At 67.3% G+C, this 21092-nt stretch carries 20 protein-coding genes; 12 read left to right on the forward strand and 8 right to left on the reverse strand.

Annotation, left to right across the window (positions count from 1 at the left end; all coding sequences use genetic code 11):
• Positions 1-120 precede the first annotated feature (120 nt).
• On the reverse strand, positions 121-399 hold the full coding sequence (locus ACTWPB_RS16620) for a hypothetical protein (RefSeq protein ID WP_446221557.1): 279 nt from the start codon (positions 397-399) through the stop codon (positions 121-123).
• A 7-nt stretch (positions 400-406) separates the two neighbouring features.
• A complete protein-coding gene (locus tag ACTWPB_RS16625; protein ID WP_446221558.1) occupies positions 407-1594 on the reverse strand; it encodes an esterase/lipase family protein in 1188 nt (395 codons plus the stop codon).
• 411 nt (positions 1595-2005) lie between these two features.
• Here ACTWPB_RS16625 and ACTWPB_RS16630 point away from each other — a divergent pair, with 411 nt between their 5' ends.
• On the forward strand, positions 2006-2440 hold the full coding sequence (locus ACTWPB_RS16630; RefSeq protein WP_446221559.1) for a hypothetical protein: 435 nt from the start codon (positions 2006-2008) through the stop codon (positions 2438-2440).
• Positions 2441-2568: 128 nt separating this feature from the next.
• On the opposite strand, the gene ACTWPB_RS16635 is transcribed toward ACTWPB_RS16630, so the two are convergent.
• The gene (locus ACTWPB_RS16635; RefSeq protein WP_446221560.1) at positions 2569-3252 is read right to left on the reverse strand and encodes a hypothetical protein; all 684 of its coding nucleotides are present in this window, start codon (positions 3250-3252) and stop codon (positions 2569-2571) included.
• A gap of 278 nt (positions 3253-3530) precedes the next feature.
• On the opposite strand from ACTWPB_RS16635, the gene ACTWPB_RS16640 reads away from it, so the two are divergent.
• Positions 3531-4139, forward strand: a complete 609-nt coding sequence (locus ACTWPB_RS16640; RefSeq protein WP_446221561.1) for a DUF4126 domain-containing protein — start codon at positions 3531-3533, stop codon at positions 4137-4139.
• A gap of 13 nt (positions 4140-4152) precedes the next feature.
• Here the strand turns inward: ACTWPB_RS16640 and ACTWPB_RS16645 are convergent, their stop codons facing one another.
• Positions 4153-5163 (reverse strand): LLM class flavin-dependent oxidoreductase, encoded by a 1011-nt coding sequence (locus ACTWPB_RS16645; protein ID WP_446221562.1) that lies wholly within the window; start codon positions 5161-5163, stop codon positions 4153-4155.
• Between the two features lie 230 nt (positions 5164-5393).
• Between ACTWPB_RS16645 and ACTWPB_RS16650 the strand changes: the two genes are divergently transcribed.
• From ACTWPB_RS16650 to ACTWPB_RS16660, 3 genes are all read left to right on the forward strand, one after another.
• Positions 5394-5864, forward strand: coding sequence for a hypothetical protein (locus ACTWPB_RS16650; RefSeq protein WP_446221563.1), 471 nt, complete (start codon positions 5394-5396; stop codon positions 5862-5864).
• An 82-nt stretch (positions 5865-5946) separates the two neighbouring features.
• On the forward strand, positions 5947-7023 hold the full coding sequence (locus tag ACTWPB_RS16655) for a class 1 fructose-bisphosphatase (RefSeq protein ID WP_446221564.1): 1077 nt from the start codon (positions 5947-5949) through the stop codon (positions 7021-7023).
• A gap of 11 nt (positions 7024-7034) precedes the next feature.
• The gene (locus ACTWPB_RS16660; RefSeq protein WP_446221565.1) at positions 7035-7910 is read left to right on the forward strand and encodes a phosphoribulokinase; all 876 of its coding nucleotides are present in this window, start codon (positions 7035-7037) and stop codon (positions 7908-7910) included.
• 19 nt (positions 7911-7929) lie between these two features.
• Here ACTWPB_RS16660 and ACTWPB_RS16665 read toward each other — a convergent pair whose 3' ends face one another.
• Together ACTWPB_RS16665 and tkt are read right to left on the reverse strand one after the other, a co-directional pair.
• Positions 7930-8619, reverse strand: a complete 690-nt coding sequence (locus tag ACTWPB_RS16665) for an HAD-IA family hydrolase (RefSeq protein ID WP_446221566.1) — start codon at positions 8617-8619, stop codon at positions 7930-7932.
• Positions 8616-10727 carry a transketolase gene (tkt, locus tag ACTWPB_RS16670; protein ID WP_446221567.1) on the reverse strand — a complete coding sequence of 704 codons (2112 nt, stop codon included), beginning with the start codon at positions 10725-10727 and terminating at the stop codon, positions 8616-8618. The genes ACTWPB_RS16665 and tkt overlap by 4 nt, the downstream gene beginning before the upstream one ends.
• A 106-nt stretch (positions 10728-10833) precedes the next feature.
• Between tkt and ACTWPB_RS16675 the strand changes: the two genes are divergently transcribed.
• On the forward strand, positions 10834-11502 hold the full coding sequence (locus tag ACTWPB_RS16675; protein ID WP_446221568.1) for a response regulator: 669 nt from the start codon (positions 10834-10836) through the stop codon (positions 11500-11502).
• On the forward strand, positions 11499-12671 hold the full coding sequence (locus ACTWPB_RS16680) for a GAF domain-containing sensor histidine kinase (protein WP_446221569.1): 1173 nt from the start codon (positions 11499-11501) through the stop codon (positions 12669-12671). Before ACTWPB_RS16675 ends, ACTWPB_RS16680 begins: the two co-directional genes overlap by 4 nt.
• A gap of 109 nt (positions 12672-12780) precedes the next feature.
• Here ACTWPB_RS16680 and ACTWPB_RS16685 read toward each other — a convergent pair whose 3' ends face one another.
• The gene (locus ACTWPB_RS16685) at positions 12781-13776 is read right to left on the reverse strand and encodes a class I fructose-bisphosphate aldolase (RefSeq protein WP_446221570.1); all 996 of its coding nucleotides are present in this window, start codon (positions 13774-13776) and stop codon (positions 12781-12783) included.
• Positions 13777-13811: 35 nt separating this feature from the next.
• A complete protein-coding gene (locus ACTWPB_RS16690; RefSeq protein WP_446221571.1) occupies positions 13812-14726 on the reverse strand; it encodes a LysR family transcriptional regulator in 915 nt (304 codons plus the stop codon).
• A gap of 103 nt (positions 14727-14829) precedes the next feature.
• Here ACTWPB_RS16690 and ACTWPB_RS16695 point away from each other — a divergent pair, with 103 nt between their 5' ends.
• The 5 genes from ACTWPB_RS16695 (at position 14830) to map (ending at position 21070) form a co-directional block, all read left to right on the forward strand.
• A complete protein-coding gene (locus ACTWPB_RS16695) occupies positions 14830-16293 on the forward strand; it encodes a form I ribulose bisphosphate carboxylase large subunit (RefSeq protein ID WP_446221572.1) in 1464 nt (487 codons plus the stop codon).
• A 13-nt stretch (positions 16294-16306) separates the two neighbouring features.
• Entirely contained in the window at positions 16307-16732 is a 426-nt protein-coding gene (locus ACTWPB_RS16700) for a ribulose bisphosphate carboxylase small subunit (RefSeq protein ID WP_446221573.1), read from the forward strand.
• A 4-nt stretch (positions 16733-16736) separates the two neighbouring features.
• Positions 16737-17708 (forward strand): AAA family ATPase, encoded by a 972-nt coding sequence (locus ACTWPB_RS16705; RefSeq protein ID WP_446221574.1) that lies wholly within the window; start codon positions 16737-16739, stop codon positions 17706-17708.
• 144 nt (positions 17709-17852) lie between these two features.
• Entirely contained in the window at positions 17853-20129 is a 2277-nt protein-coding gene (locus tag ACTWPB_RS16710) for an FdhF/YdeP family oxidoreductase (protein ID WP_446221575.1), read from the forward strand.
• Between the two features lie 77 nt (positions 20130-20206).
• Positions 20207-21070: a type I methionyl aminopeptidase gene (gene map / locus ACTWPB_RS16715; protein ID WP_446221576.1), complete on the forward strand. Its 864-nt coding sequence runs from the start codon at positions 20207-20209 to the stop codon at positions 21068-21070.
• Positions 21071-21092 lie beyond the last annotated feature (22 nt).

Here is a 21092-nt window from a genome sequence, read left to right on the forward strand (position 1 = left end):
CTTCCTGCTTGTCAGACAGTCAGTGTCAGTGGCTCATTCGCGAATCTTGTTCGCCCGGCTTCGAGTTCTCGATCGGCTCCGGATCTGGTGCCGGCGACCGGGTCGCTCGCATCATTCCGTTCAGGATGGCCGGAACCCCGCGTGAACATGGTGCTGCACGGTGTCGATCGGTACCCCGATGCTCGCCCAGCGCGCAGCGGTCGGACGAATGCGCGGCATCCGGGCGCCGCGGTGTGTCCGCTCCGCGTCGGACACCAGCGTCAGACAATCGGCGACGACGGCGCTGATCTTCTCTCGCAACACGTTTCCTCGTCGGCTACGGCGCGGGATGGTCTCGAGAATCTTGTGCGCGATACGGTCGGTCGCCCGCGCGAGCCCGACTTCGGTGTGGCCGGTCATCGAGAGCTCACAGTTTGCCGCCGCCACCGATCAACCACGGGTTGAACGTGCAGTTCAGGGCCGGGTGGTTGACGGGGTCGAGGGCGTTGAGGGCGATGGAGGCCGCGCGCGGTGAGTACATGAGGGTCAGGTGATCGGACAGGTCCTGTTCGCACCCTTCCTGGAGGGTGATGTTGCGGACCGTCGCGCCGTCGCCCGCGCGCAGGAACGTCCAGTCATAGGGGTTGGTGACCTCGTCGTAGCGCGATGCCACCGCGGTGTAGTCGACGCCGGGGACGGTGTCGCCCGCAGCGTTCAGCGTGGCGTAGAACGGGGACCCGACCGCCTGCTGGATGTTCGATATTCCGACGATCGGTTCGTTGAAACCGAGGATGTCGATGCCGAGGTTGTTGATGGCCCGGCCCAGCGTGGCGATGCCCATCAGGGTGGTGCCGTGGTGGGTGGCACCGTAGGTCACCACCTTCTCGACCTTGCCCGCGCCGCCTTCGAACTTCAGGTAGTGGTTCGCGATCGTGCCGCCCTGCGAGTGACCCACGATGTCGACCTTGGCGGCACCGGTAGTCGTGCGCACCCGCTCGATGAAATCGGCGACCTGGCGCGACGATTCCTCCATCGGGCCGACGCCGTAGCGCCCGGGCAGCACGGCACCGAGCCCACCACCCTCGAGGAGTCCGGAGCGACCGAAATTGAGGGCGAACACGCAGAATCCGGCGCGGGCGAGCTGCGGTGAGAGGTAACTGAAGGTGTCGAAGGCGTTGAGCCAGGTGCCGTGCAGCAGGACCACCGGGTTGGGATGCTCAGCGCTCGGTCGGCAATCCCATCTGTTCGCACCGCCGGGGGCGATGTCCGGACTGGCGAGCCCATAGGCGAATGCGGCCAGCGGGGCGGTAAGTTCCGGGCCTTGGCCGACAGGGACAGCGGCCGTGCTGTGTCCATACCCGGAGCTGCTGCCCGCGGCGCTACCTGAACTACCGCCGGATCCGCTTCCCGAGCTACCGCCCGAGTCGACGATCGCCTCGGGTTGCCTGCCGTCCGGCGAAGGCCTCAGCCCATCGGTGATCGTCTCGGCGAGCGACTGCAAGTCCGAGGGGGTGACGGGCTCCGCGCCGGCGGACGTGGCTGCGAGTCCGTGCCCGACGGCGACTCCCACGATGAGCGCGGCGGCCACCACGGACCGGCGCATGTGCTGCTTCATTGCAAGCATCTTCAACAATTCCTCTCTGATCGACCGCACACCACCTACCTCAGTGACTCAAGCCATAATCGAGCGATACTGTGATGCGCATCGCTACGTGGTGGCGGCAAGGAAAAGTCTGTACCGATCGGTATGCGCCGTCACTGCACTGACGTCCAGAGTCGGCAGACACGACCTTGTAGCCCACGCCAAACCCCGAATTTGCCAGGGGCGCCTGCGGACGAGCGAGGTTGTTCGCCCTGGCTGAAAACCGGGACCTCGCCCGTGGCCGCAGATCTCGCCGAGCAGTTCGCCCGCTCAACCGTCCAGCCGGATACGGATGCCCACCATGCGCTCGGAGCCTCCGTGCAAACCCAGACGGGTGTGGGGACCGCCCTGCCGTCTCGGCGGAACGTGGTGAGGAGCAGATACTTGCCGGCCGCCAGCTCGCCGAGCACCCCGTCGGTGTGTCTTCGACGCGGTCTTCGACGCACACGTCACCCCACGGCCTGGATTCGGTCCCCCTTCACCCCCGGCGACCTCCCCGAGTACGCCGGACGGCTGTTCGACTACTGCCGCCGGAACCCCGAAGTCATCCGGCTGGCCACCTGGCACCGCCTGGAGCGTGGCGACCCAGCCTTCGCGGCACCTGCGCGCGACGCCGAACTGGACGCACTTGCCGCGGCACAGAAAGAGGACGGTATCGGCTCCGGATTCTCACCCACGACGCTGCTGACCCTCGTCCTGAGCATCGCTCTCGCGTGGAACCCGAGCAACGTCACCAGCATTCCCGCCTCCTCGTCCGAGGCCGAGAGCGCCGATGACCGCCGCCGCGCGATCGTCGAGGCCGTGCGTCGACTCCTGTGAGCGGCGCCGCGTATGTCTGTCCAAACGGCAATTCCCTCGGTGAATTCCGCGGTCACATCGGTGAATCCGGCAGCGACGCGGCACAAACCGATCGAAACGAAATCAACCCCGATGCGCCCTTTACTTTTTCATCCTCCGACGGCGCCGATCACCCGCGAAAGTATTGCTGTTTTGCCGCTGGAAGCGCTTATCCTGCCGCATCGAATAGTTCGTAATCCAGTGTTCGGGAAAGCCTGGATAGGATCGAACTGCGCAATAGTGGTCGGTAACATTTGCACACCGAATGTTCTTTTTCCTGGATTGCGAGTGCCGCGGCGGTCAAAATCGTCAATGTTGATCAGCACGTACCACTTCCACTTCGAGAAGGGATACAGATGCATCACACGATCAAAACCACCCTTATGGCCGCGCTCGCCGCCCCAACAGCCCTCGGGCTGTTCGGCGTCGGCCCGGTAGTGGCGGACACCGGCGCGCAGTCCGGTGCTACCGCGCTGATGGCCGCCCAAGCCGAAGGCGATGATGATGGTGGCCCCGCTGAAGCTGGTGGCGGCGCTGAGAATGGTGGCGCTGTGGATAGCGGCGCTGTGGATGGTAGCGCCCAAGCGGTCGACGCTGAGGATAGTAACGCCGAAGATGGCGACGCTGCGGATAGTAACGCCGATGATGGCGACGCTAAAGGTGGTGGCGCTGAAGGCGGTGGCGCTGAAAGCGGTGGCGCTGAAGGCGGTGGCGGAGTCGGATAGGACGCCGCAAGTCCTGCGGACTCGCCGTCGATAGAAGGCGAAGCCCGACGACTTTGTAGTAGCAATCACGGCCGCGCGCCGGGCACGTATCAACCGGCCCGGCGCGCGGCGACTCCCCGCCGCCTGCAACGGATGTCACTGATGACCGGTAACTCCGAATTGTCGGCGGGCGGACCGCCGACGCCGACCTCGACCGATCGGTGACAGCACAGCCTGCGATTCGGGAGCAATGCTGCCACCGCACCGCGAACGCCGTTGCGCCTGATGTCGGCGACCGGCTAACCGGCCATTGACGTGTGGGGCGGCGGTTCCCGGGCGGTTTTGGTGTGCGGGCTTAGGCTGAGCGAGTGTCGGTACTACCTCTGATCTTCACCGCGGGCTGGGCCAGCGGGATCAACGCGTACGCGGTGGTGTTTCTGCTCGGGTTGTTCGGGCGCATCGGCTGGGCCGGTGACGTGCCACCGGGGCTGCAACGCACCGATGTGCTCGTCGCTGCCGGTGTGTTGTTCCTGATCGAGGCGGTCGCGGACAAGATCCCGTATCTGGACTCGTTCTGGGATGCGGTGCACACGGTGGTGCGGCCTGCCTCCGGCGCGATCGTCTCGGCCCTGATCGCGGGCCAGGATGATTCGCTGCCAACGATGTTCGCGGCGGCAGTCGGCGGAACAACCGCGTTGCTGAGTCACATTGTCAAAGCGGGCACGCGGATGGCGATCAATACCTCCCCGGAACCGGTCACCAATATCGCGATGAGTACCGCCGAAGACGTCACCGTCGGCGGTGTCATCACCCTGGCGGTGTTCTTCCCGGTGCTGGCGGCGGTGATCGCCGCGATCCTCTTGGCGATCGGCCTGTGGGTGGTCTACCTGTGCGCCAGCCGAATCCGCCGCTATCTCCGACGGCGGCGAGAACGCCGCGCCGCACAAACCGCCGGCATCGACTCAGCGCTCGAATAGAACTCCGCCGACCTCACCGCACCTGCGGCGCCACCTTCGTCCCGAGCAGGTCGATGCTGTGCAGCACCTGCTGCGGCGGCAGCGTCCCCACGCTGGTGTGCAGCATGAAGCGGTCGAGGCCGAGGGTGTCGCGGACCTCGGCGATCTTGCCCGCCACGTCATCGGGGGTGCCGACGAACAGCGAACCACGCTGCGAGCGCAGGGCGTCGAACTGTTCGCGTGTCATCGGGCCCCAGCCGCGTTCCCGGCCGATGGTCGACATCGCCAGGGCGTACGGCTCGTAGAACTCGGCAACGGCCTGTGCGTCGGTGTCGGCGAGATAGCCGTGCGCGTGCACCGCCACCGGCTGCTTCTCATGACCGCCCTCGGCGAGCGCCCGGTGATACAGCTCGACCAGCGGCTTGAACCGTGCGGGCTCACCGCCGATGATCGCGAGGGCGAGCGGCAGACCGAGCAGGCCGGCGCGAATCACCGATTCAGGGCTGCCGCCGACCGCGATCCACACCGGCAGCGGGCGATCGTCGGTGCGCGGATACACCGTCGCGTCGTGCAGCGGCGCCCGGAATCGGCCCGTCCAAGTAACCGGGCCTTCCTCGCGGACACGCAGCAGCAGTGCCAGCTTCTCCTCGAACAGCGCGTCGTAATCGGCCAGGTCGTACCCGAACAGGGGGAAAGACTCCGTGAACGACCCGCGCCCCGCCATCAACTCCGCGCGCCCGTTCGACAACCCGTCCAGCGTCGCGAAGTCCTGGTACACCCGTACCGGATCGTCGGAGCTGAGTACCGTTACCGCGCTGGTCAACTGGATGCGCTCGGTCCGAGCGGCAGCAGCGGCGAGCACGACGGCGGGGGAGGACGCGGCGAAATCCTGGCGGTGATGTTCGCCGACGCCGTACACATCGAGCCCCGCCGCCTCGGTCGCGACGGCCTCGTCGATCACCTGACGCAGCCGCTCGGCAGCGGTCGGCGCAGGCCGGTCGCCGGTGGGGTACAGCTCGGCGAAGGTGGTGAGCCCCAGTTCCATGTGAACCTCTCTTCGGGTGATGTTCACTCAGTAAACGGACCGCAGTCCGAACTCATTCCCGGGTTCTCGACAGTGTCACGGCCAGCCGGGTGCGGCTGATCTCGAGATCGGTCGCGCGCCGTCGGACCGAGTCGGTCTCCTCCGGCCTGATGGCGCGCGACTGGAACCCGTCCTCGTCTGCGCGCAGATGAGAGCCCGGGATGTTCTGGTCGATCAGGTGTCAGGCACACGTGTCCGCATGCCACTGCTTGCTCGACGTCGCCGGTCGCCCGGTATCGGGTCGCGTGCACGAGCGCGACGACCGCGAGGGTCGCCGCTATGTCCGAGGGGTCGACGGGCGGATCGTCATCCTCCGCGGCGAGCTCGGGGAGCCGCTCGATGGCGTCGCTGAACATCGCGAAATCGGCTGCCGTCGCGTCGTCGGCCCACAAGGCGTCCACCGCCCGGACGAACATGTCGAGGTCAGCGCCGCGCTCCTCGTGCGGTCCCCGCGATCCGGTGTACAGCTGTGCCATTCGTTCGGCGCAGCCCGCGACGAACCTGGCGGCTCGCGCCTTGTCGGCGCGCACGTCTTCGGCTACCGCCGGGTCGACGATGGTCACGGACTGCTCGCCGCGGCCCTTGTCATCAGCGCCACCGTGCTGCGCAGGCAGCACACGTCCGAGGACGCACCGGTAGCGCAGGCGGTTCCGGTCCTCTGACGTGACGAATCGCCGGGAACTACCCCTGCGATTCACCCCCCGGGTGGATGTCGGCCCGGGGGTTCGGTGGTGTCCTCGGAGGATGCTGACCGATCGCACGACGTTGACCAAATTCCTCATCGAAGAGCGCCGCCGCCATCCCGGTTCCAGCGGTGAACTCAATTCCCTGATCCTCGACGTCGCGCTGGCCTGCAAGGCGATCTCCAAGCGCATCGCCTCGGGTGCGCTCACCGGCGTCCTCGGCGGCGCCGGAGTGGTGAACGTGCAGGGCGAGCAGCAGCAGAAGCTCGATGTGGTCGCCAACGACCTCTTCCTCCGGGCCAACGAATGGGGCGGTCAACTGGCGGGCATGGTGTCGGAGGAACTCGACAACCCCTATCCGATCCCGCCGGACTACCCGCGCGGCAAATACCTGCTGGCCTTCGATCCGCTCGACGGCTCGTCCAATATCGACGTCAATGTCGCTGTGGGCAGCATCTTCTCGATCCTGCGCGCACCGGCCCCCGGCGGGCAGGCGACGACGGCGGACTTCCTCCAGCCCGGCACCGAGCAGGTCGCCGCGGGGTACGCGATCTACGGCCCCGCGACGCAACTCGTGCTCACCGTCGGTACCGGCGTGCACGCCTTCACCCTCGATCCCGAGCTCGGCGAGTTCTTCCTGACCGGACAGAATCTGCGACTGCCGGAATCCACGTCGGAGTACGCGGTCAACAGTTCCAACCGCCGCTTCTGGGAACCGGCCGTGCGGCGCTACATCGATGAATGCCTGGCGGGCGCGACGGGCCCGCGCGAGAAGGATTTCAATATGCGCTGGGTGGCGTCGCTGGTGGTCGAAACCCACCGCATCCTGACCCGCGGCGGCGTGTTCCTGTACCCGCGCGACTCGAAGGACCCGGCCACAGCGGGCAGGTTGCGCCTGCTCTACGAGGCCAATCCCATCGCGTTGCTGATCGAGCAGGCCGGGGGGCTCGCCTCGACCGGCCGTGACCGGATCCTCGAGGTCGCCCCCACCGAGCTGCATCAGCGGATCGCGTTCATTTTCGGTTCCCGCGACGAGGTAGCGCGCATCGTGAGTTACCACGCCGAAGCGGCCGAGGAGCCCGACGGCCCGTGGAGTCCGCTGTTCGGTCTACGCGGTCTCTACCGGTCCACCACCTGAGGAGGAGATTCATGTCCGCCAAGCACCCCGTCGTCGCCATCACCGGATCATCCGGTGCCGGAACAACTTCGGTGATGCGCACGTTCGATCAGATCTTCCGCAGGGAAGGCATCGATGCCGCGTACGTCGAGGGCGACAGCTTCCACAAGTTCGACCGGACCGGCATGAAGGAGGAGCTGGCGCGGGCACTGTCGGACGGCGACCACACCTTCAGCCATTTCGGGCCGCAGGCAAACCTCTTCGAAGAGCTGGAGAAGCTGTTCCGTGGCTACGGTGAGACGGGAACGGGCCGGGTGCGAAAGTACCTGCACGACAAGGAAGAAGCCGCTCCCTACGATCAGGACCCCGGCACGTTCACGCCATGGGAGGAGATCCCGTCCGGCACCGACCTGCTGTTCTACGAAGGCCTGCACGGCGCGGTGGCCAACGACCGGGTCGACGTGGCGCAGTACGCCGACCTGCTCATCGGGGTGGTGCCGGTGATCAACCTCGAGTGGACCCAGAAGTTGCACCGCGACAAGGACAAACGCGGCTACTCCACCGAGGCGGTGACCGAGACGATCCTGCGTCGCATGCACGACTACGTGAACTTCATGTGCCCGCAGTTCTCCCGCACCCACGTGAACTTCCAGCGGGTTCCCGTGGTGGATACGTCGAATCCGTTTGTCGCTCGCACGATTCCGACCCCGGATGAGTCGATGCTGGTGATCCGCTTCGCCGACCCGCACGGCATCGACTTCCCGTATCTGCTGTCGATGCTGCACGATTCGTTCATGTCCCGCCCGAACACGATCGTGTGTCCGGGCGGGAAGATGGACCTGGCGATGCAGCTGATCTTCACGCCGATGCTGTTGCGGCTCATGGAACGTCGCGGCCGCACACGCTGAGCCGGATTCGACGACCACCTCACGCGAGGTGGTCGTCGAACCATGTCACCAGCTCCGGATCGTCGAGCCCATCGGCGACGAGCACCGCTGCCGAGAGGTCGTCGGTGCGCGTGTAGGCGTTCTGCGCGGCGACACACCGCAGCCCGGCGGCCACCGCGGACCGCACGCCGTTCGCCGAATCCTCCACGGCCACTGCCTGATCGGCGGACAGTCCGGTGTGGATCAGCACATCCAGGTACACCGCGGGGCTCGGTTTCAGCACGGGCACTTCGGTTCCGGTGGTCACGGTGTCGAACGGCTCGCCGAACGCGTGCTTCAGCAATGGCTCGACCCATGCACGGGTGCCGGTGGTCGCCACATGCAACCGAACACCTCGCGACCGGAGCCGTTCGATCAGCTCCAGCGCGCCCGGACGGGCACGAATCTGCCCGTCCGAGGCCATCTGCCGCATGATGCGAGTCTTGCCGCGGTGCACCTTGCGCGCGAGTTCGCGCGCTTCCTCGGCGGGCATGGCGTGCTGTTCGAACCAGAACGCCAGCCGCTGCGCGCCACCGGCGACCTTCAGTAGCCGCCCGTATTCCTCGACATCCCAGCGGTCGGGCAGCCTCGCCTCGGCGAATGCCGTGTTGAAGGCCACCCGATGGCCGTCTCGCTCGCTGTCGACGAGGGTGCCGTCGACATCGAAGATCACCGCGTGGAGCCGAGTCATCGTGTGCCGTCGAGGTATTCGCGGATCCGGTCGAGCACGGCGTCCACGGTGAACCCGTGCTGGGCCAGCACCGCGTCGCCGGGCCCGCTGTGCCCGAACTCGTCGATACCGATCGCCAGGTCGACCAGCCCAGCCCAGCCCGCGGTACTGCCCGCCTCGATGCTGACGGTGTGCGCCGATGAGTCCGCGGTGAACCGCGAACGATCCAGTGCCGATACCACCCGCACGTCGTACCCGACGTCGCGCAATCGATCAGCGGTCGCCGCTGCCAGCGCGACTTCTGAACCGGTAGCGACGATTTCGATCGGCCGCGCGGTGGCAGACGGTGTTTCGCGCGCCATCGCACCGAGCGCCCGTGCCGCAGGGGAGGAGCCGGCCGCCGCACCACCCTCCCCGGTGATTCGTGCGCCGATGGCGCCCATCGCGGTGTCGAGCTGGGGGAGTGACTGCCGGGACAGAATCAGCGCGGTCGGCCCATCGACGCGGGTCAGCGCGAGTTCCCAAGCGAGAGCGGTTTCCGCGTCATTCGCGGGCCGCAACACCTGCACTCCGGGAATCACTCGCAGCGACTCGATGTGCTCGACGGGCTGATGCGTTGGCCCGTCCTCACCGACCGCGATCGAATCGTGGGTCAGCACATAGATCACCGGCTGTCCCATCAACGCCGACAACCGCAGGGCCGGTCGCAGATAGTCGGCGAACACCAGAAACGTACTGCCGAAAACCCGGAACCCGCCGTGCAGGCTCATCCCGTTCAGGATCGCGGCCATCCCGAACTCGCGGATGCCGAAAGCGATAGCGCTGGCGGTGAAGTCATCTCGGCTCACCACCTCGCCACCGACCGTGCCGGTCGATCCGGCAAGGTCAGCCGACCCGCCAACCAATTCCGGCATGGTCGACAGAGCCGCGGTCAAACACGCTTGCGATGACTGCCGGGTGGCTCGGGGTGCCTGCGCTACAACGGCTTCGAGCGCATCCGCTAGACCCGCGGGCAGCAGTCGCGCACGGGCACGCCGGAACTCGGCGGCACGCTCGGGCGCGACAGCGTCGAACGCCGCGAATTCCTCGAGCCAGATCGCATGCTGCTCGCTACCGATCGCGGCAAGCACGGCACACGCCGCGCCGACCCGCTCCGGCACCGCGAACGGCGGAAGAGTCCATCCCGCGAGCTCTTTGGCCTGTGCGAGCCGTTCGGCGCCCAGCGGAGAGCCATGCGCCTTCGAGGTTCCGGCGACACCGGGCGCGCCATGACCGATCACCGTGCGCACCGCGAGAAAACTCGGCCGAGGATCACCCTTCGCCCGGCTGAGCGCGGCGTCGATCGTCTCGATGTCGGTCCCATCGGCCACCACCTCGGTATGCCACCCGTAGGCCGCGAACCGTGCCACCTGATCGTCACTGCACGAACGCCCCACGGCACCGTCGATGGTGATCTCGTTGTCGTCCCAGAGCACGACCAACCCGCCGAGCCGCACATGTCCCGCGAACGAGGCGGCTTCGTGACTGACACCCTCCATCAAACATCCGTCGCCGACGATCGCGTATGTGCGATGACCGGTGATCTCCGGGTACCGGGCTGCGGTCATCCGTTCGGCCAAGGCCATCCCCACCGCCATCGCCAGCCCCTGACCCAACGGCCCGGTGGTGCACTCCACGCCGGGCGTGTCACCGAACTCGGGATGACCCGGGGTCCGCGACCCCAACTGCCGGAACCGCCGCAACTCCTCGACGGGCAGGTCGTACCCGAACAGGTGCAACAGCCCGTACAGCAGCGCGGAGCCGTGCCCGGCCGAGAGGACGAACCGGTCCCGATCAGCCCACTCGGGGTCGGCCGGATCATGGCGAAGGTGTCTGCTCCACAGCGTCCACGCCATCGGCGCCGCCCCCATCGGCATGCCGGGGTGGCCCGACTGCGCGGCCTCCACCATGTCGGCCGCGAGGAAGCGCAGGGTGTCGACGGCGAGCAGGTCGGTCTCCGCCGACGGCACGAAAGCCGGTGGCGCGACGTCGGTCAGCAGGCTCGCGCTCGCTGAATCGGCGGGCACGGTGAGCGGCCGACGAACTGAGGACTCCGGCATGGCGCGGCCTTTCTGATCGGGTCCGTTCATCGGACCCCATCAGCGCCCTTGCCGCACTCCCCCTCGGGGGTGGGGGACCCGGGTGAGATCTCGTCAATGCCGGTAACCCGGGTGCGGGTCGCCGTAGGGTGGAGGGATGCCGGAGTTGCCTCCGACCCCGTTGAGGCTTGCGCTCGTCGACGATCACGAGATGGTGCTGCACGGGCTCGACGCCATGCTCGGTCACTTTCCCGACGAGGTCGTGATCGTCGGCCAATCCACCACCGACACCGCCGCGCTGCGGATGGTGGCCGAACATCGGCCCGATATCGTCTTGTGCGATGTGCGTATCGGCAAGGCCAGCGGGCTCGACCTGTGCCGGCAGATCACCGTGCAATATCCCGATACCAAGGTCGTCTTGCTCACCGTGTACGACGACGAGCACTACCTGTACCAGGCGTTGCGCGTCGGGGCGTCGGGTTACATTCTCAAGCGGGTCGACGGGCGCGAGCTCGTCGCCCAGCTGCGCCGGGTCCGCGAGGGTGAGACGGTGGTCGACGCCGCATTGGCCGGGCGGGTGGCGCTGGCCGCGGCCCGGCTCAGCGCGGGCCAGTTCTGGTCCGGCGCGCATCTGGGACTGACCCAGCGTGAATCAGAAGTGCTGGGGCTGTTGGTATCCGGTCACTCCAATCGAGCGGTCGCGAGCAAGCTGGTGGTCAGCGAGGACACCGTGAAAACCCATATTCGCGGTCTGTATCGCAAGCTGGGGGTCGCCGATCGCAGCGCGGCGATCGCGGTCGCGTTGCGCGAGGGGCTGTTTCGATGAGCATCGCGGGCGGCGCGGTCCGCACGGCGGCCGAGCTCGCCCCACTGCTCGGCGCCGACGGCGTGCTGCTCTACGCCATCGACGGCCAGGATCTGAGCATCGTGGATATGTGGCCCGCGCATCCCTCGGCGAGCTCGCTGCGACTACAGGTCGGATTCGGGGTGACCGGGCTGGTCGCCCGCACCCGCAAACCGGTGCTACTCGACAACGACTCGCCACGTAACACCCTGCACCGCAGACTCTTACGCTTGGAAGCCCAGCAGACGGTCGCGCGGATGTGCCTGCCGCTGCCGGGGCTGGAAGGTGAGGTGGTCGGCGTGCTCGCCGCGCACCGTGCGCCACGGAACCCGTTCGGGCAGCAAGACCTCGACGACGCGCAACAGCACGCCGCCGTGCTCGGGCTGTGGCTGCACGCGCAGCGCTTGTTCCGCACCGTCAACCGGCAGCGCACCGAGCGTGATCGCCTGGTCGAGCAGGCGATCACCGCCCAGGAAGCCGAACGCAGGCGCATCGCCTTCGACCTGCACGACGGCGTCACCACCGCACTGGCCTCGATGTCGTTCCACCTGTCCGCCGCCGACCTCACCGTCTCCGAACTCCTCGCCCACATCGACGTCACCGACGAGGCCAGCCTGCGCGACCTCGCCAGGGCCCGCGCCGAACTCGTCAGCGCCCGCGAGCTGGCCGATTTCGCCTACAACGCGACCAGGGCGGCGATCTCGGGCCTGCACAGCCTCGTCCTCGACGACCTCGGCCTTGTCGCCGCCATCGAATCGCTGGTGCGCACGGTGACCAGCGACGGGCCGCCGGCGATCGAGTTCCTCGTCGACCACGCCGCCGCCATCGCCGACATCCCCGACCATGCCGCGGCCACCCTGTACCGAATCGCGCAGGAATCCCTCGCCAATGCCGTGAAACACGCTGGGGCACAGCGGATTGTGCTCTCGCTGCGCCGGGTCGGCGACTCGCTGATACTCGGATGTTCCGACGACGGTGAGGGTTTCGACCCGGCCCAGCGTCGCGCCAACCGCGCCGCCGACACCGACGGCGAACAGCACTTCGGCCTCACCTCGATCGCCGAACGCTGCGCCATCATCGAAGCCTCGCTGCGCGTGGAGTCGATGCAGGGACGCGGAACCACCGTGCTGGTGGACCTACCGCTGAGGTAGCCGCTGCCGGCGGGCACCGTCCAACGAACGCAGCAGCGGTGCCCGAGGGGTGGCGCCGCTGCTGCGTGTTGCCGCCGCGCTCACCGAGGCGCTGCCGGGCACATCGCGCCTAGACGGTGTGCCCGGTGGCATCGGCGGCGTTGCGGCAGTTCTCGAGCAGAACCTGTTGTGCTGCGGCAACTTCGGAGTCTGATCCACCCCAAGTGTGCAGTGCCGCGCTCACGAGTGCACGTCCGAAGGAGAATGTCACAGGCCACGGCCGCTCGTCGATGGTGGCGAGCTCGCTCAGGAATTCGCACACCCGTGCCGTCGGATGCCCACCGGACAGGAACGCGATCCCCGCCACCTCGGCGGGCACCAGGTCACGCAATACCGCGAAGGTGCCGGCCGCGACCTCGGCGGGCGGGACCGGCGCGGCATCCAGGCCGGGGGTGACGAAGTTCGGCTTGAGCACGATGCCGGTGAGATCCACCCCGGCATCGACGAGTTCGGTGAACAACGCGCTCAGGGCCAGGCGCGTCGCCTTCTCCGAGGCCCCCAGGTCGTGCTCGCCGGTGCACAGCACCTCGGGCTCGACGATCGCGACGATGCCGTGCTGCTGACACAGCGCCGCATAGCGAGCCAGCGCGTGCCCGTTGGCGTCGGCGGCGTAGGGGGTGATCGTGTGCACGTCGAACACCGCACGCCACTTGGCGAACGCGGCACCGCGATCGGCGTAGGCGGCCAGCCGCGCGCCGAGTCCGTCGAGCCCTTCGGTGATCAGCGCACCACCCTGGCCGGGCAGCGCGGCGGTGCCGGTGTCGACCTTGATGCCGGGCAGGATGCCGAGTTCGCGGGCCGCGATCGGGAACGGGCGCCCGTCGGCGAGATCCTGGCCGAATGTCTCGTCGCACAGGATGATTCCGCTGATCCACTCCGACAGGCCGTCCGCGGTGAGCAGCAGTTCGCGATAGTCGCGACGGGTGGTCGCGCTCGCCGGCACCCCCTCCAGTTCCAGACGCGATGACATGGTTGTGATCGACTCGTCGGCGGCGAGAATGCCGCGGCCGCCGCGGGTGAGCTGCTGGGCGACGTCGGCGAGGGCGGTGGCGGGGAGTGTCGTCATGACCAACAGCATGCGAGCCCCCGCACGCGCCGTCCTCACCCCTTCGGGCGAGAGCGGGTGTGAAATGCGGCCGCGCCCACCTGCTCCGGATCGCACAGGTGGGCCACGAACAACCGGGTCGCCGAGGTGGGTTCCTGGGTCGTGCAGACGTGCCACGGCCGGTCGAGAGGTGTGCCCGGCACGCCGTAGGAGACCAGTTCCCCCGAGGCGAGTTGTTCGCGCGCCGCTTCCTCGTGCACCAGCGTGACCCCGAGCCCCTCCCGTGCGGCGGCCACGGCGGCGCCCGAGGTGCCGAGGGTGAGCAGCGGCGGTGCGGCCTGCAACCGGCTCAGCAACGACAGCGTGGTATCGCGGGTGCCGGAGCCGATCCCGGTGAGGAGCCAGGGCGTGGTGAGCGGGTCGGCGACCAGTCCCGGCCGTCCGACCAGCAGCAGCCGGTTCGCCCGCTGGGCGGCGGTGACCAGCCCGGACCCCCGCGGCGGTCGACCGGCCAGGGCGATATCGAAGACATGGTCGGCGGCGCGGGCGAACAGCTCGCCGCGCGTCAGTACCGACAGCGACAGTTCGACCTGCGGATGAGCGTGCGCGAACGTGGCCATCAGCACCGGGAGCACGTATTCACTGGCCGTCGCGACCGCGCCGATCCGCACCCGCCCACGGTCGGCATCGTGCACCGCCCCGGCCGCTTCGGCGAGCAACCCGAGCAATTTCCGCACGTATCCGGCGAATATCTCGCCCGAATCCGTCGCCACGATGCCACGGCCGGATTTCCCGAACAGCCGGGTGCCCAGCGCGTCTTCCAGCGCCGCGATGGCCGCCGACACCGCGGGCGGCGTCACGTGCAACGTCTCGGCTGCGGCCCGCACACTGCCGGTCTCGTACACGGCGAGGAAGGTGCGCAGCCGACCCCAGGTGGCGGCGGCGGGCAGGTCCGGGCTGGCGAACATCATTCAATTATGTCTTAACAGTAATCAGGAAAGATTCCATTGTCGCTGAACGGTTTTCGCCCACACACTGAGAGAGCTTCATAGGCGTGACCCGAAAGGAACGGCGATGACGACGATCGACAACGACGGCGCGGCGACCAAAGAGCGTTGGGATCCGGGCGTACAGAGCTACGCCGGGATGGGTTACTGGAACCCCGATTACGTCCCCAAGGACACCGACGTTCTCGCCGTCTTCCGGGTCACCCCGCAGGAGGGCGTCGACCCCATCGAGGCCGCGGCCGCCGTCGCGGGCGAATCGTCCACCGCCACCTGGACTGTCGTGTGGACCGACCGGCTCACCGCCAACAGCCACTACCAGGCCAAGGCGTATCAGGTCGACGAGGTTCCCGGCAGGCCCGGCGAGTACTTCGCCTACATCGCCTACGACATCGACCTTTTCGAGGAAGGTTCCATCGCGAACCTGACCTCCTCGATCATCGGCAACGTCTTCGGCTTCAAGCCGCTCAAGGCCCTTCGCCTGGAAGACTTGCGCATCCCCGTGGCCTACATCAAGACCTTCCAGGGCCCGGCCCACGGCATCGTCATGGAACGGGAGATGCTCAACAAGTACGGTCGCCCGCTGCTCGGCGCCACCATCAAGCCCAAGCTGGGCTTGTCGGCCCGCAACTACGGGCGCGTGGTCTACGAGGCCTGTCGCGGCGGGCTGGACTTCACCAAGGACGACGAGAACATCAACTCCCAGCCCTTCATGCGCTGGCGCGACCGCTTCCTCTACGCGATGGAGGGGGTGAACCGGGCGATGGCTGAGACTGGCGAGATCAAGGGCCATTACCTCAACGTCACCGCGGGCACGATGGAGGAGATGTACCGGCGGGCGAACCTCGCCAAGGAAATCGGCAGCGTGGTGGTGATGATCGACCTCACCATCGGCTACACCGCCATCCAGTCGATGGCGCACTGGGCCCGCGAGAACGGCGTCCTGCTGCACCTGCACCGCGCCGGGCACTCGACCTACACGCGGCAGAAGACGCACGGCGTGAGCTTCCGGGTGATCGGGAAGTGGTGCAGGCTGATGGGTGTCGACCATGTCCACGCGGGCACCGTCGTCGGCAAGCTGGAGGGCGACCCGGCGACTACTCGCGGCTTCTATGACACGTTGCGCGACAACGATGTCGCGAGAAACCTGGGCAACGGCATCTTCTTCGACCAGGACTGGATCTCGATGCCCGGCGTGATGCCGGTGGCCTCCGGTGGCATCCACGCAGGCCAGATGCACCAGCTGCTCGATCTTTTCGGCGATGACGTGATCCTGCAGTTCGGTGGCGGCACCATCGGCCACCCGTACGGCATCGCCGCGGGCGCCGAAGCCAATCGGGTGGCGCTCGAGGCAGTTGTCAAGGCGCGCAACGAAGGTCGCGATCTGCTGATCGAAGGGCCCGACGTGCTGCGCAGGGCCGCCAAGCACTGCACACCCTTGGAAGCGGCCCTGAACACCTGGGGCGACGTCACTTTCGACTACACCAGCACCGACGCGCCCGATGTGGTGGCGACCGCGGTGCCTTCGATCTGACAAGGAGCACCTGATGAGACTTCGCTACGGAACCTTCTCCTACCTGCCCGATCTCACCGACGACGAGATCGCGGCCCAGGTGAAGTACGCCCTCGAGCACGGCTGGCCGGTCTCGCTGGAGTACACCGACGACCCGCACCCACGCAATGTCTACTGGGAGATGTGGGGGCTGCCGATGTTCGACCTGGCCGAACCCGACGGCGTGCTTGCCCAGCTCGACGCCTGCCGGGCCACCTTCCCCCAGCACTACATCCGGCTGCTGGCCTATGACGCGACCCTGGGCAGGCAATCCACCGCGATGTCGTTCCTGGTCCAGCGCCCGGCCGAAGAACCCGGATTCCTGCTCGAACGCGTCGAGGGCCCCGACCGCACCCAGCGGTACTCGGTGAAGCCCTACGCCACCACCCGTCCGGCCGGCGATCGGTACGCAGGCGAGTGAACTGATGGACACACCAAAGGGATTCGGGTTCCATCGGCCGTCGGCTGGCGGCCCGACACAGACCACGGCAGTCGGGGAACAGACGCGCGAGCCTGCGATTCTCGGCGACGACGAGGTGCTCGATCTCTCCGCCGACGAGGCCGCGGCCAGGGTGGGCGACACCCTGGCCGCACTCGACGCCGAGCTGGTCGGGCTGGCCGCGGTGAAGCGTCGTGTCCACGAGATCGCCTCGCTGCTCCAGGTCGACCGGGCGCGGCGCCGGTTCGGGCTCACCACCACCCGACCCACGTTGCACATGAGCTTCACCGGTGGCCCCGGCACCGGCAAGACCACGGTCGCGCTGCGGATGGCGGCCATCCTGCACGCGCTCGGCTACATCAGGGCGCCGCGCGTGCACACCGTCACCCGCGACGACCTGGTCGGCCAGTTCATCGGCCACACCGCGCCCAAGACCAAGGAGGCGATCGCCCGCGCGGCCGGGGGAGTGCTGTTCATCGACGAGGCCTATTACCTGTTCCGGCCGGAGAACGAGCGGGACTACGGGCAGGAGGTCATCGAGATCCTGCTCACCGAGATGGAGAACGAGCGCGGCGATCTGGTGGTGATCTTCGCCGGCTACCCCGATCGGATGGCGACGTTCTTCGCCGCCAACCCGGGCCTCAGCTCCCGGGTGCCGCATCACCTCACCTTCGAGGACTACGACCACGCGGAGCTGACCCAGATCGCGGGCCTGATGGTGGAGTCGGAAGGATTCGCCTTCGACGATGACGCCCACCAGGCATTCGCCGAGTACCTCACCCTGCGGATGGGCCAGCCCCGGTTCGCCAACGCACGCAGCGTGCGCAACGCCATCGAACGTTGCCGACTGCGCCAAGCCCGTCGATTGGTCGCGCTCGACCGGCCACTGGGCAAAACCGACCTCGTCACCCTCACCGCCGAGGACGTCTACGGCAGCAGCGTGTTCGAGCCGGACTGAGTCCTCGCGGGCCGAGCGGGAAGCCCGATGACCGAGACCTCTCAGGTGATCGGGCTTCCTGCTTTGACAAGGGTGGAGAATGTGAGAAGCCTTTTGTCACAGATGTCGGCGCGCGGTGCCGCAGAACTGAAAAGAAGCTGATACATGACCTCGATCGAGGACCCAGCAGACGATCTGAGCGTGACCCCGCCCAAGACCTGGGCGGTCGGCGTTCCCGCGGTGATGCACGCGCTCGAGTACTCGCTCTCGCAGAACTCCCCGGTGCGCACCGCGCTCACCTTGCTGAACATCAATCAGACCAAGGGCTTCGACTGTCCGGGGTGCGCGTGGCCAGAACCGAAACACCGGGTCATGAACGAGTACTGCGAAAACGGTGCCAAGCACATCAATGACGAGGCCACCACCCGCCGGGTCACCAGGCAGTTCTTCGCCGATCACCCGGTCGCCGAACTCGACACTATGTCGGACTACTGGCTCAACCAGCAGGGCAGGCTCACCGAGCCGATGGTGAAGCGCCCCGACGCCACCCACTACGAGCCCATCGCGTGGGACGACGCCTTCGCATTGATGGCACGCGAACTGCGCGCCCTGGCTACCCCCGACGAGGCCCTGTTCTACACCTCGGGGCGGCTCAACAACGAGGCCGCGTTCCTGCTGCAACTGTTCGCTCGCGCTTACGGCACCAACAACCTGCCCGACTGCTCGAACCTGTGCCACGAGTCGAGCGGTTCCGCGCTGACCCAGACCATCGGCGTCGGCAAAGGCACCGTGTCGCTCGATGACATCTACGAAGCCGACCTGATCTTCGTCGTCGGCCAGAACCCGGGCACGAACCATCCGCGGATGCTGACGGCGCTGGAGCAGACCAAACGCAACGGCGGCAAGATCGTCGCGGTGAACCCGCTGCCCGAGGCCGGGCTGATCCGGTTCAAGAATCCGCAGAAGGCGCGCGGGGTGCTCGGGCGCGGCACCGAGATCGCCGATATCTTCCTCAAGATCCGCCCCGGTGGCGACCTCGCCCTGTTCCAGATGCTGAACAAACTGCTCCTCGACGCCGAGGACGCGGCGCCGGGCACGGTGCTCGACCACGAGTTCATCGCCGCGCGGACCACCGGTTTCGACGCCTTCGCCGAGCATGCAAGGACGGTGAGCTGGGACCACGCGCTCACCGCGACCGGGCTGGCGCGCGAGGAGATCGAGGCCGTCCACCAGCAGGTGCTCGGCAGCAAGAAGATCATCGTGTGCTGGGCGATGGGTTTGACCCAGCACAAACACGGCGTTCCGACCATTCGCGAGATCGTCGACTTCCTGCTGCTGCGCGGCAATCTCGGTCGCCGGGGAGCCGGGGTATGCCCGGTGCGCGGGCACAGCAATGTCCAAGGCGACCGCACCATGGGTATCTGGGAGCGGATGCCGCAGTGGTTCATGGACGCGCTCGGTAAGGAATTCGATTTCACCCCGCCCTCCGAGCACGGCCTCGACACGGTCGGTTCCATCCGGGCCATGCGCGACGGTAAGGCGAAGGTATTCGTTGGTGTCGCAGGCAATTTCGCGCGTGCGACACCCGACAGTGAGGTCACCGAGGCGGCGCTGCGGCGGTGCTCGCTGACCGTGCAGATCTCCACCAAACTCAACCGCTCGCACACGGTCTGTGGCGCGACGGCGCTGATCCTGCCGACCCTCGGCCGCAGCGACCGCGATATCCAAGCCACCGGCGAGCAGTTCTACACCGTCGAGGACTCGATGAGCGAAGTCCACGCCTCCCGCGGGCGCCTCGACCCGGCCTCACCCGACCTGCTGAGCGAGGTGGCGATCATCGCCCGGCTGGCGCGCGCCACGCTGGGGGCGGAGTCCGCGATCGGGTGGGAGGAATTCATCGCCGACTACGGCACCGTGCGCGACCGCATCTCCCGGATCGTGCCCGGTTTCGAGAACTTCAACGACCGGGTCGCCGAGCCGGGCGGGATGCGGCTGGTCAATCCGGTCAACCAGGGCATCTACCGCACCGCGAGCGGCAAGGCCGAGTTCACCCGCAACGACTTCGACATGATCGACGCACCGCCGGGATACCTTGTGCTGCAGTCACTTCGGTCTCACGATCAGTGGAACACCATTCCCTACGCCGGCAACGACCGCTACCGGGGCATCCACAACGCGCGACGGGTGGTGATGGTGAACCCCGACGACCTGGCCGAGCGCGGGATCGCCGACGGTGATGTGGTCGACATCGTGAGCATCTGGCACGACGGCACCGAGCGGCGGGCGGAGAAGTTCGTCGCCGTCGGGTATCCGGCCAGCCGTGGGTCGGCGGCCGCGTACTACCCGGAGACCAATGTGCTGGTTCCGCTCGACAGCACAGCCGACATCAGCAACACGCCGACGTCGAAAGGCATCATCGTGCGGTTGGAGCCGGTGGTCTGACGCGTAGCTGCTCCCCGGGCATGTGAGAGCACGGGCGGTGACGCACGGCAATGTGGGCGCATAGATACACTGCTCCTATGTCCGTGCGCACCCGTCAGCCACTAGTTCCCGGCACCCAGTCGCCGATCCGGGAAGTTCCCCGCTCCATCGAGCGCCCCGAATACGTGTGGAAGAAGACCGCGAACGAGGGCAACGAGCCCTGGGTGCAGACCGCCGAGACCATCGAGAAGATGCGGATCGCGGGCCGGATCGCGGCGCGGGCACTCGAAGAGGCGGGCAAGGCCGTGGTGCCCGGTGTCACCACCGACGAGCTCGACCGGATCGCCCACGAGTACATGTGCGACCACGGCGCCTACCCGTCGACGCTGGGCTACAAGGGTTTCCCCAAGTCCTGCTGCACCTCGCTCAACGAGGTCATCTGCCACGGCATCCCCGACTCGACGGTGGTGCAAGACGGTGACATCGTCAATATCGACGTCACCGCCTTCATCCACGGCGTGCACGGCGACACCAACAGGACCTTCCTCGCCGGCGATGTCGACGAGGAGGTGCGGCTGCTCGTCGAGCGCACCGAAGAGGCCACCAACCGGGCGATCAAGGCGGTCAAGCCGGGTCGTGCCCTGAACGTGGTCGGCCGCGTCATCGAGGCATACGCCAACCGCTTCGGCTACGGCGTCGTGCGCGACTTCACCGGCCACGGCGTCGGCCCCACCTTCCACAGCGGTCTGGTGGTCCTGCACTACGACCAGCCCAACATCGAGTCGGTGATCGAGCCCGGCATGACCTTCACCATCGAGCCGATGATCAACCTCGGCGGCATCGACTACGACATCTGGGACGACGGCTGGACCGTGGTCACCCAGGACCGCAAATGGACCGCGCAGTTCGAACACACGCTGGTCGTCACCGAGACAGGCGCGGAAATCCTGACTCTGCCGTGAGTCGGCTCGGGTCGAGGCTCAC

This window comes from Nocardia sp. IBHARD005 (assembly GCF_052814245.1).

Bases quoted from the DNA above. Each gene is read 5' to 3' on its own strand.
- ACTWPB_RS16625 (WP_446221558.1), bottom strand. From the start codon at position 1,594: ATGAAGCAGCACATGCGCCGGTCCGTGGTGGCCGCCGCGCTCATCGTG.
- ACTWPB_RS16695 (WP_446221572.1), top strand. From the start codon at position 14,830: ATGACGACGATCGACAACGACGGCGCGGCGACCAAAGAGCGTTGGGAT.
- tkt (WP_446221567.1), bottom strand. From the start codon at position 10,727: ATGAACGGACCCGATCAGAAAGGCCGCGCCATGCCGGAGTCCTCAGTT.
- ACTWPB_RS16685 (WP_446221570.1), bottom strand. From the start codon at position 13,776: ATGACGACACTCCCCGCCACCGCCCTCGCCGACGTCGCCCAGCAGCTC.
- ACTWPB_RS16645 (WP_446221562.1), bottom strand. From the start codon at position 5,163: ATGGAACTGGGGCTCACCACCTTCGCCGAGCTGTACCCCACCGGCGAC.
- ACTWPB_RS16620 (WP_446221557.1), bottom strand. From the start codon at position 399: ATGACCGGCCACACCGAAGTCGGGCTCGCGCGGGCGACCGACCGTATC.
- ACTWPB_RS16660 (WP_446221565.1), top strand. From the start codon at position 7,035: ATGTCCGCCAAGCACCCCGTCGTCGCCATCACCGGATCATCCGGTGCC.
- ACTWPB_RS16690 (WP_446221571.1), bottom strand. From the start codon at position 14,726: ATGATGTTCGCCAGCCCGGACCTGCCCGCCGCCGCCACCTGGGGTCGG.
- ACTWPB_RS16710 (WP_446221575.1), top strand. From the start codon at position 17,853: ATGACCTCGATCGAGGACCCAGCAGACGATCTGAGCGTGACCCCGCCC.
- ACTWPB_RS16680 (WP_446221569.1), top strand. From the start codon at position 11,499: ATGAGCATCGCGGGCGGCGCGGTCCGCACGGCGGCCGAGCTCGCCCCA.
- ACTWPB_RS16705 (WP_446221574.1), top strand. From the start codon at position 16,737: ATGGACACACCAAAGGGATTCGGGTTCCATCGGCCGTCGGCTGGCGGC.
- ACTWPB_RS16700 (WP_446221573.1), top strand. From the start codon at position 16,307: ATGAGACTTCGCTACGGAACCTTCTCCTACCTGCCCGATCTCACCGAC.
- ACTWPB_RS16655 (WP_446221564.1), top strand. From the start codon at position 5,947: ATGCTGACCGATCGCACGACGTTGACCAAATTCCTCATCGAAGAGCGC.
- ACTWPB_RS16675 (WP_446221568.1), top strand. From the start codon at position 10,834: ATGCCGGAGTTGCCTCCGACCCCGTTGAGGCTTGCGCTCGTCGACGAT.
- ACTWPB_RS16665 (WP_446221566.1), bottom strand. From the start codon at position 8,619: ATGACTCGGCTCCACGCGGTGATCTTCGATGTCGACGGCACCCTCGTC.
- map (WP_446221576.1), top strand. From the start codon at position 20,207: ATGTCCGTGCGCACCCGTCAGCCACTAGTTCCCGGCACCCAGTCGCCG.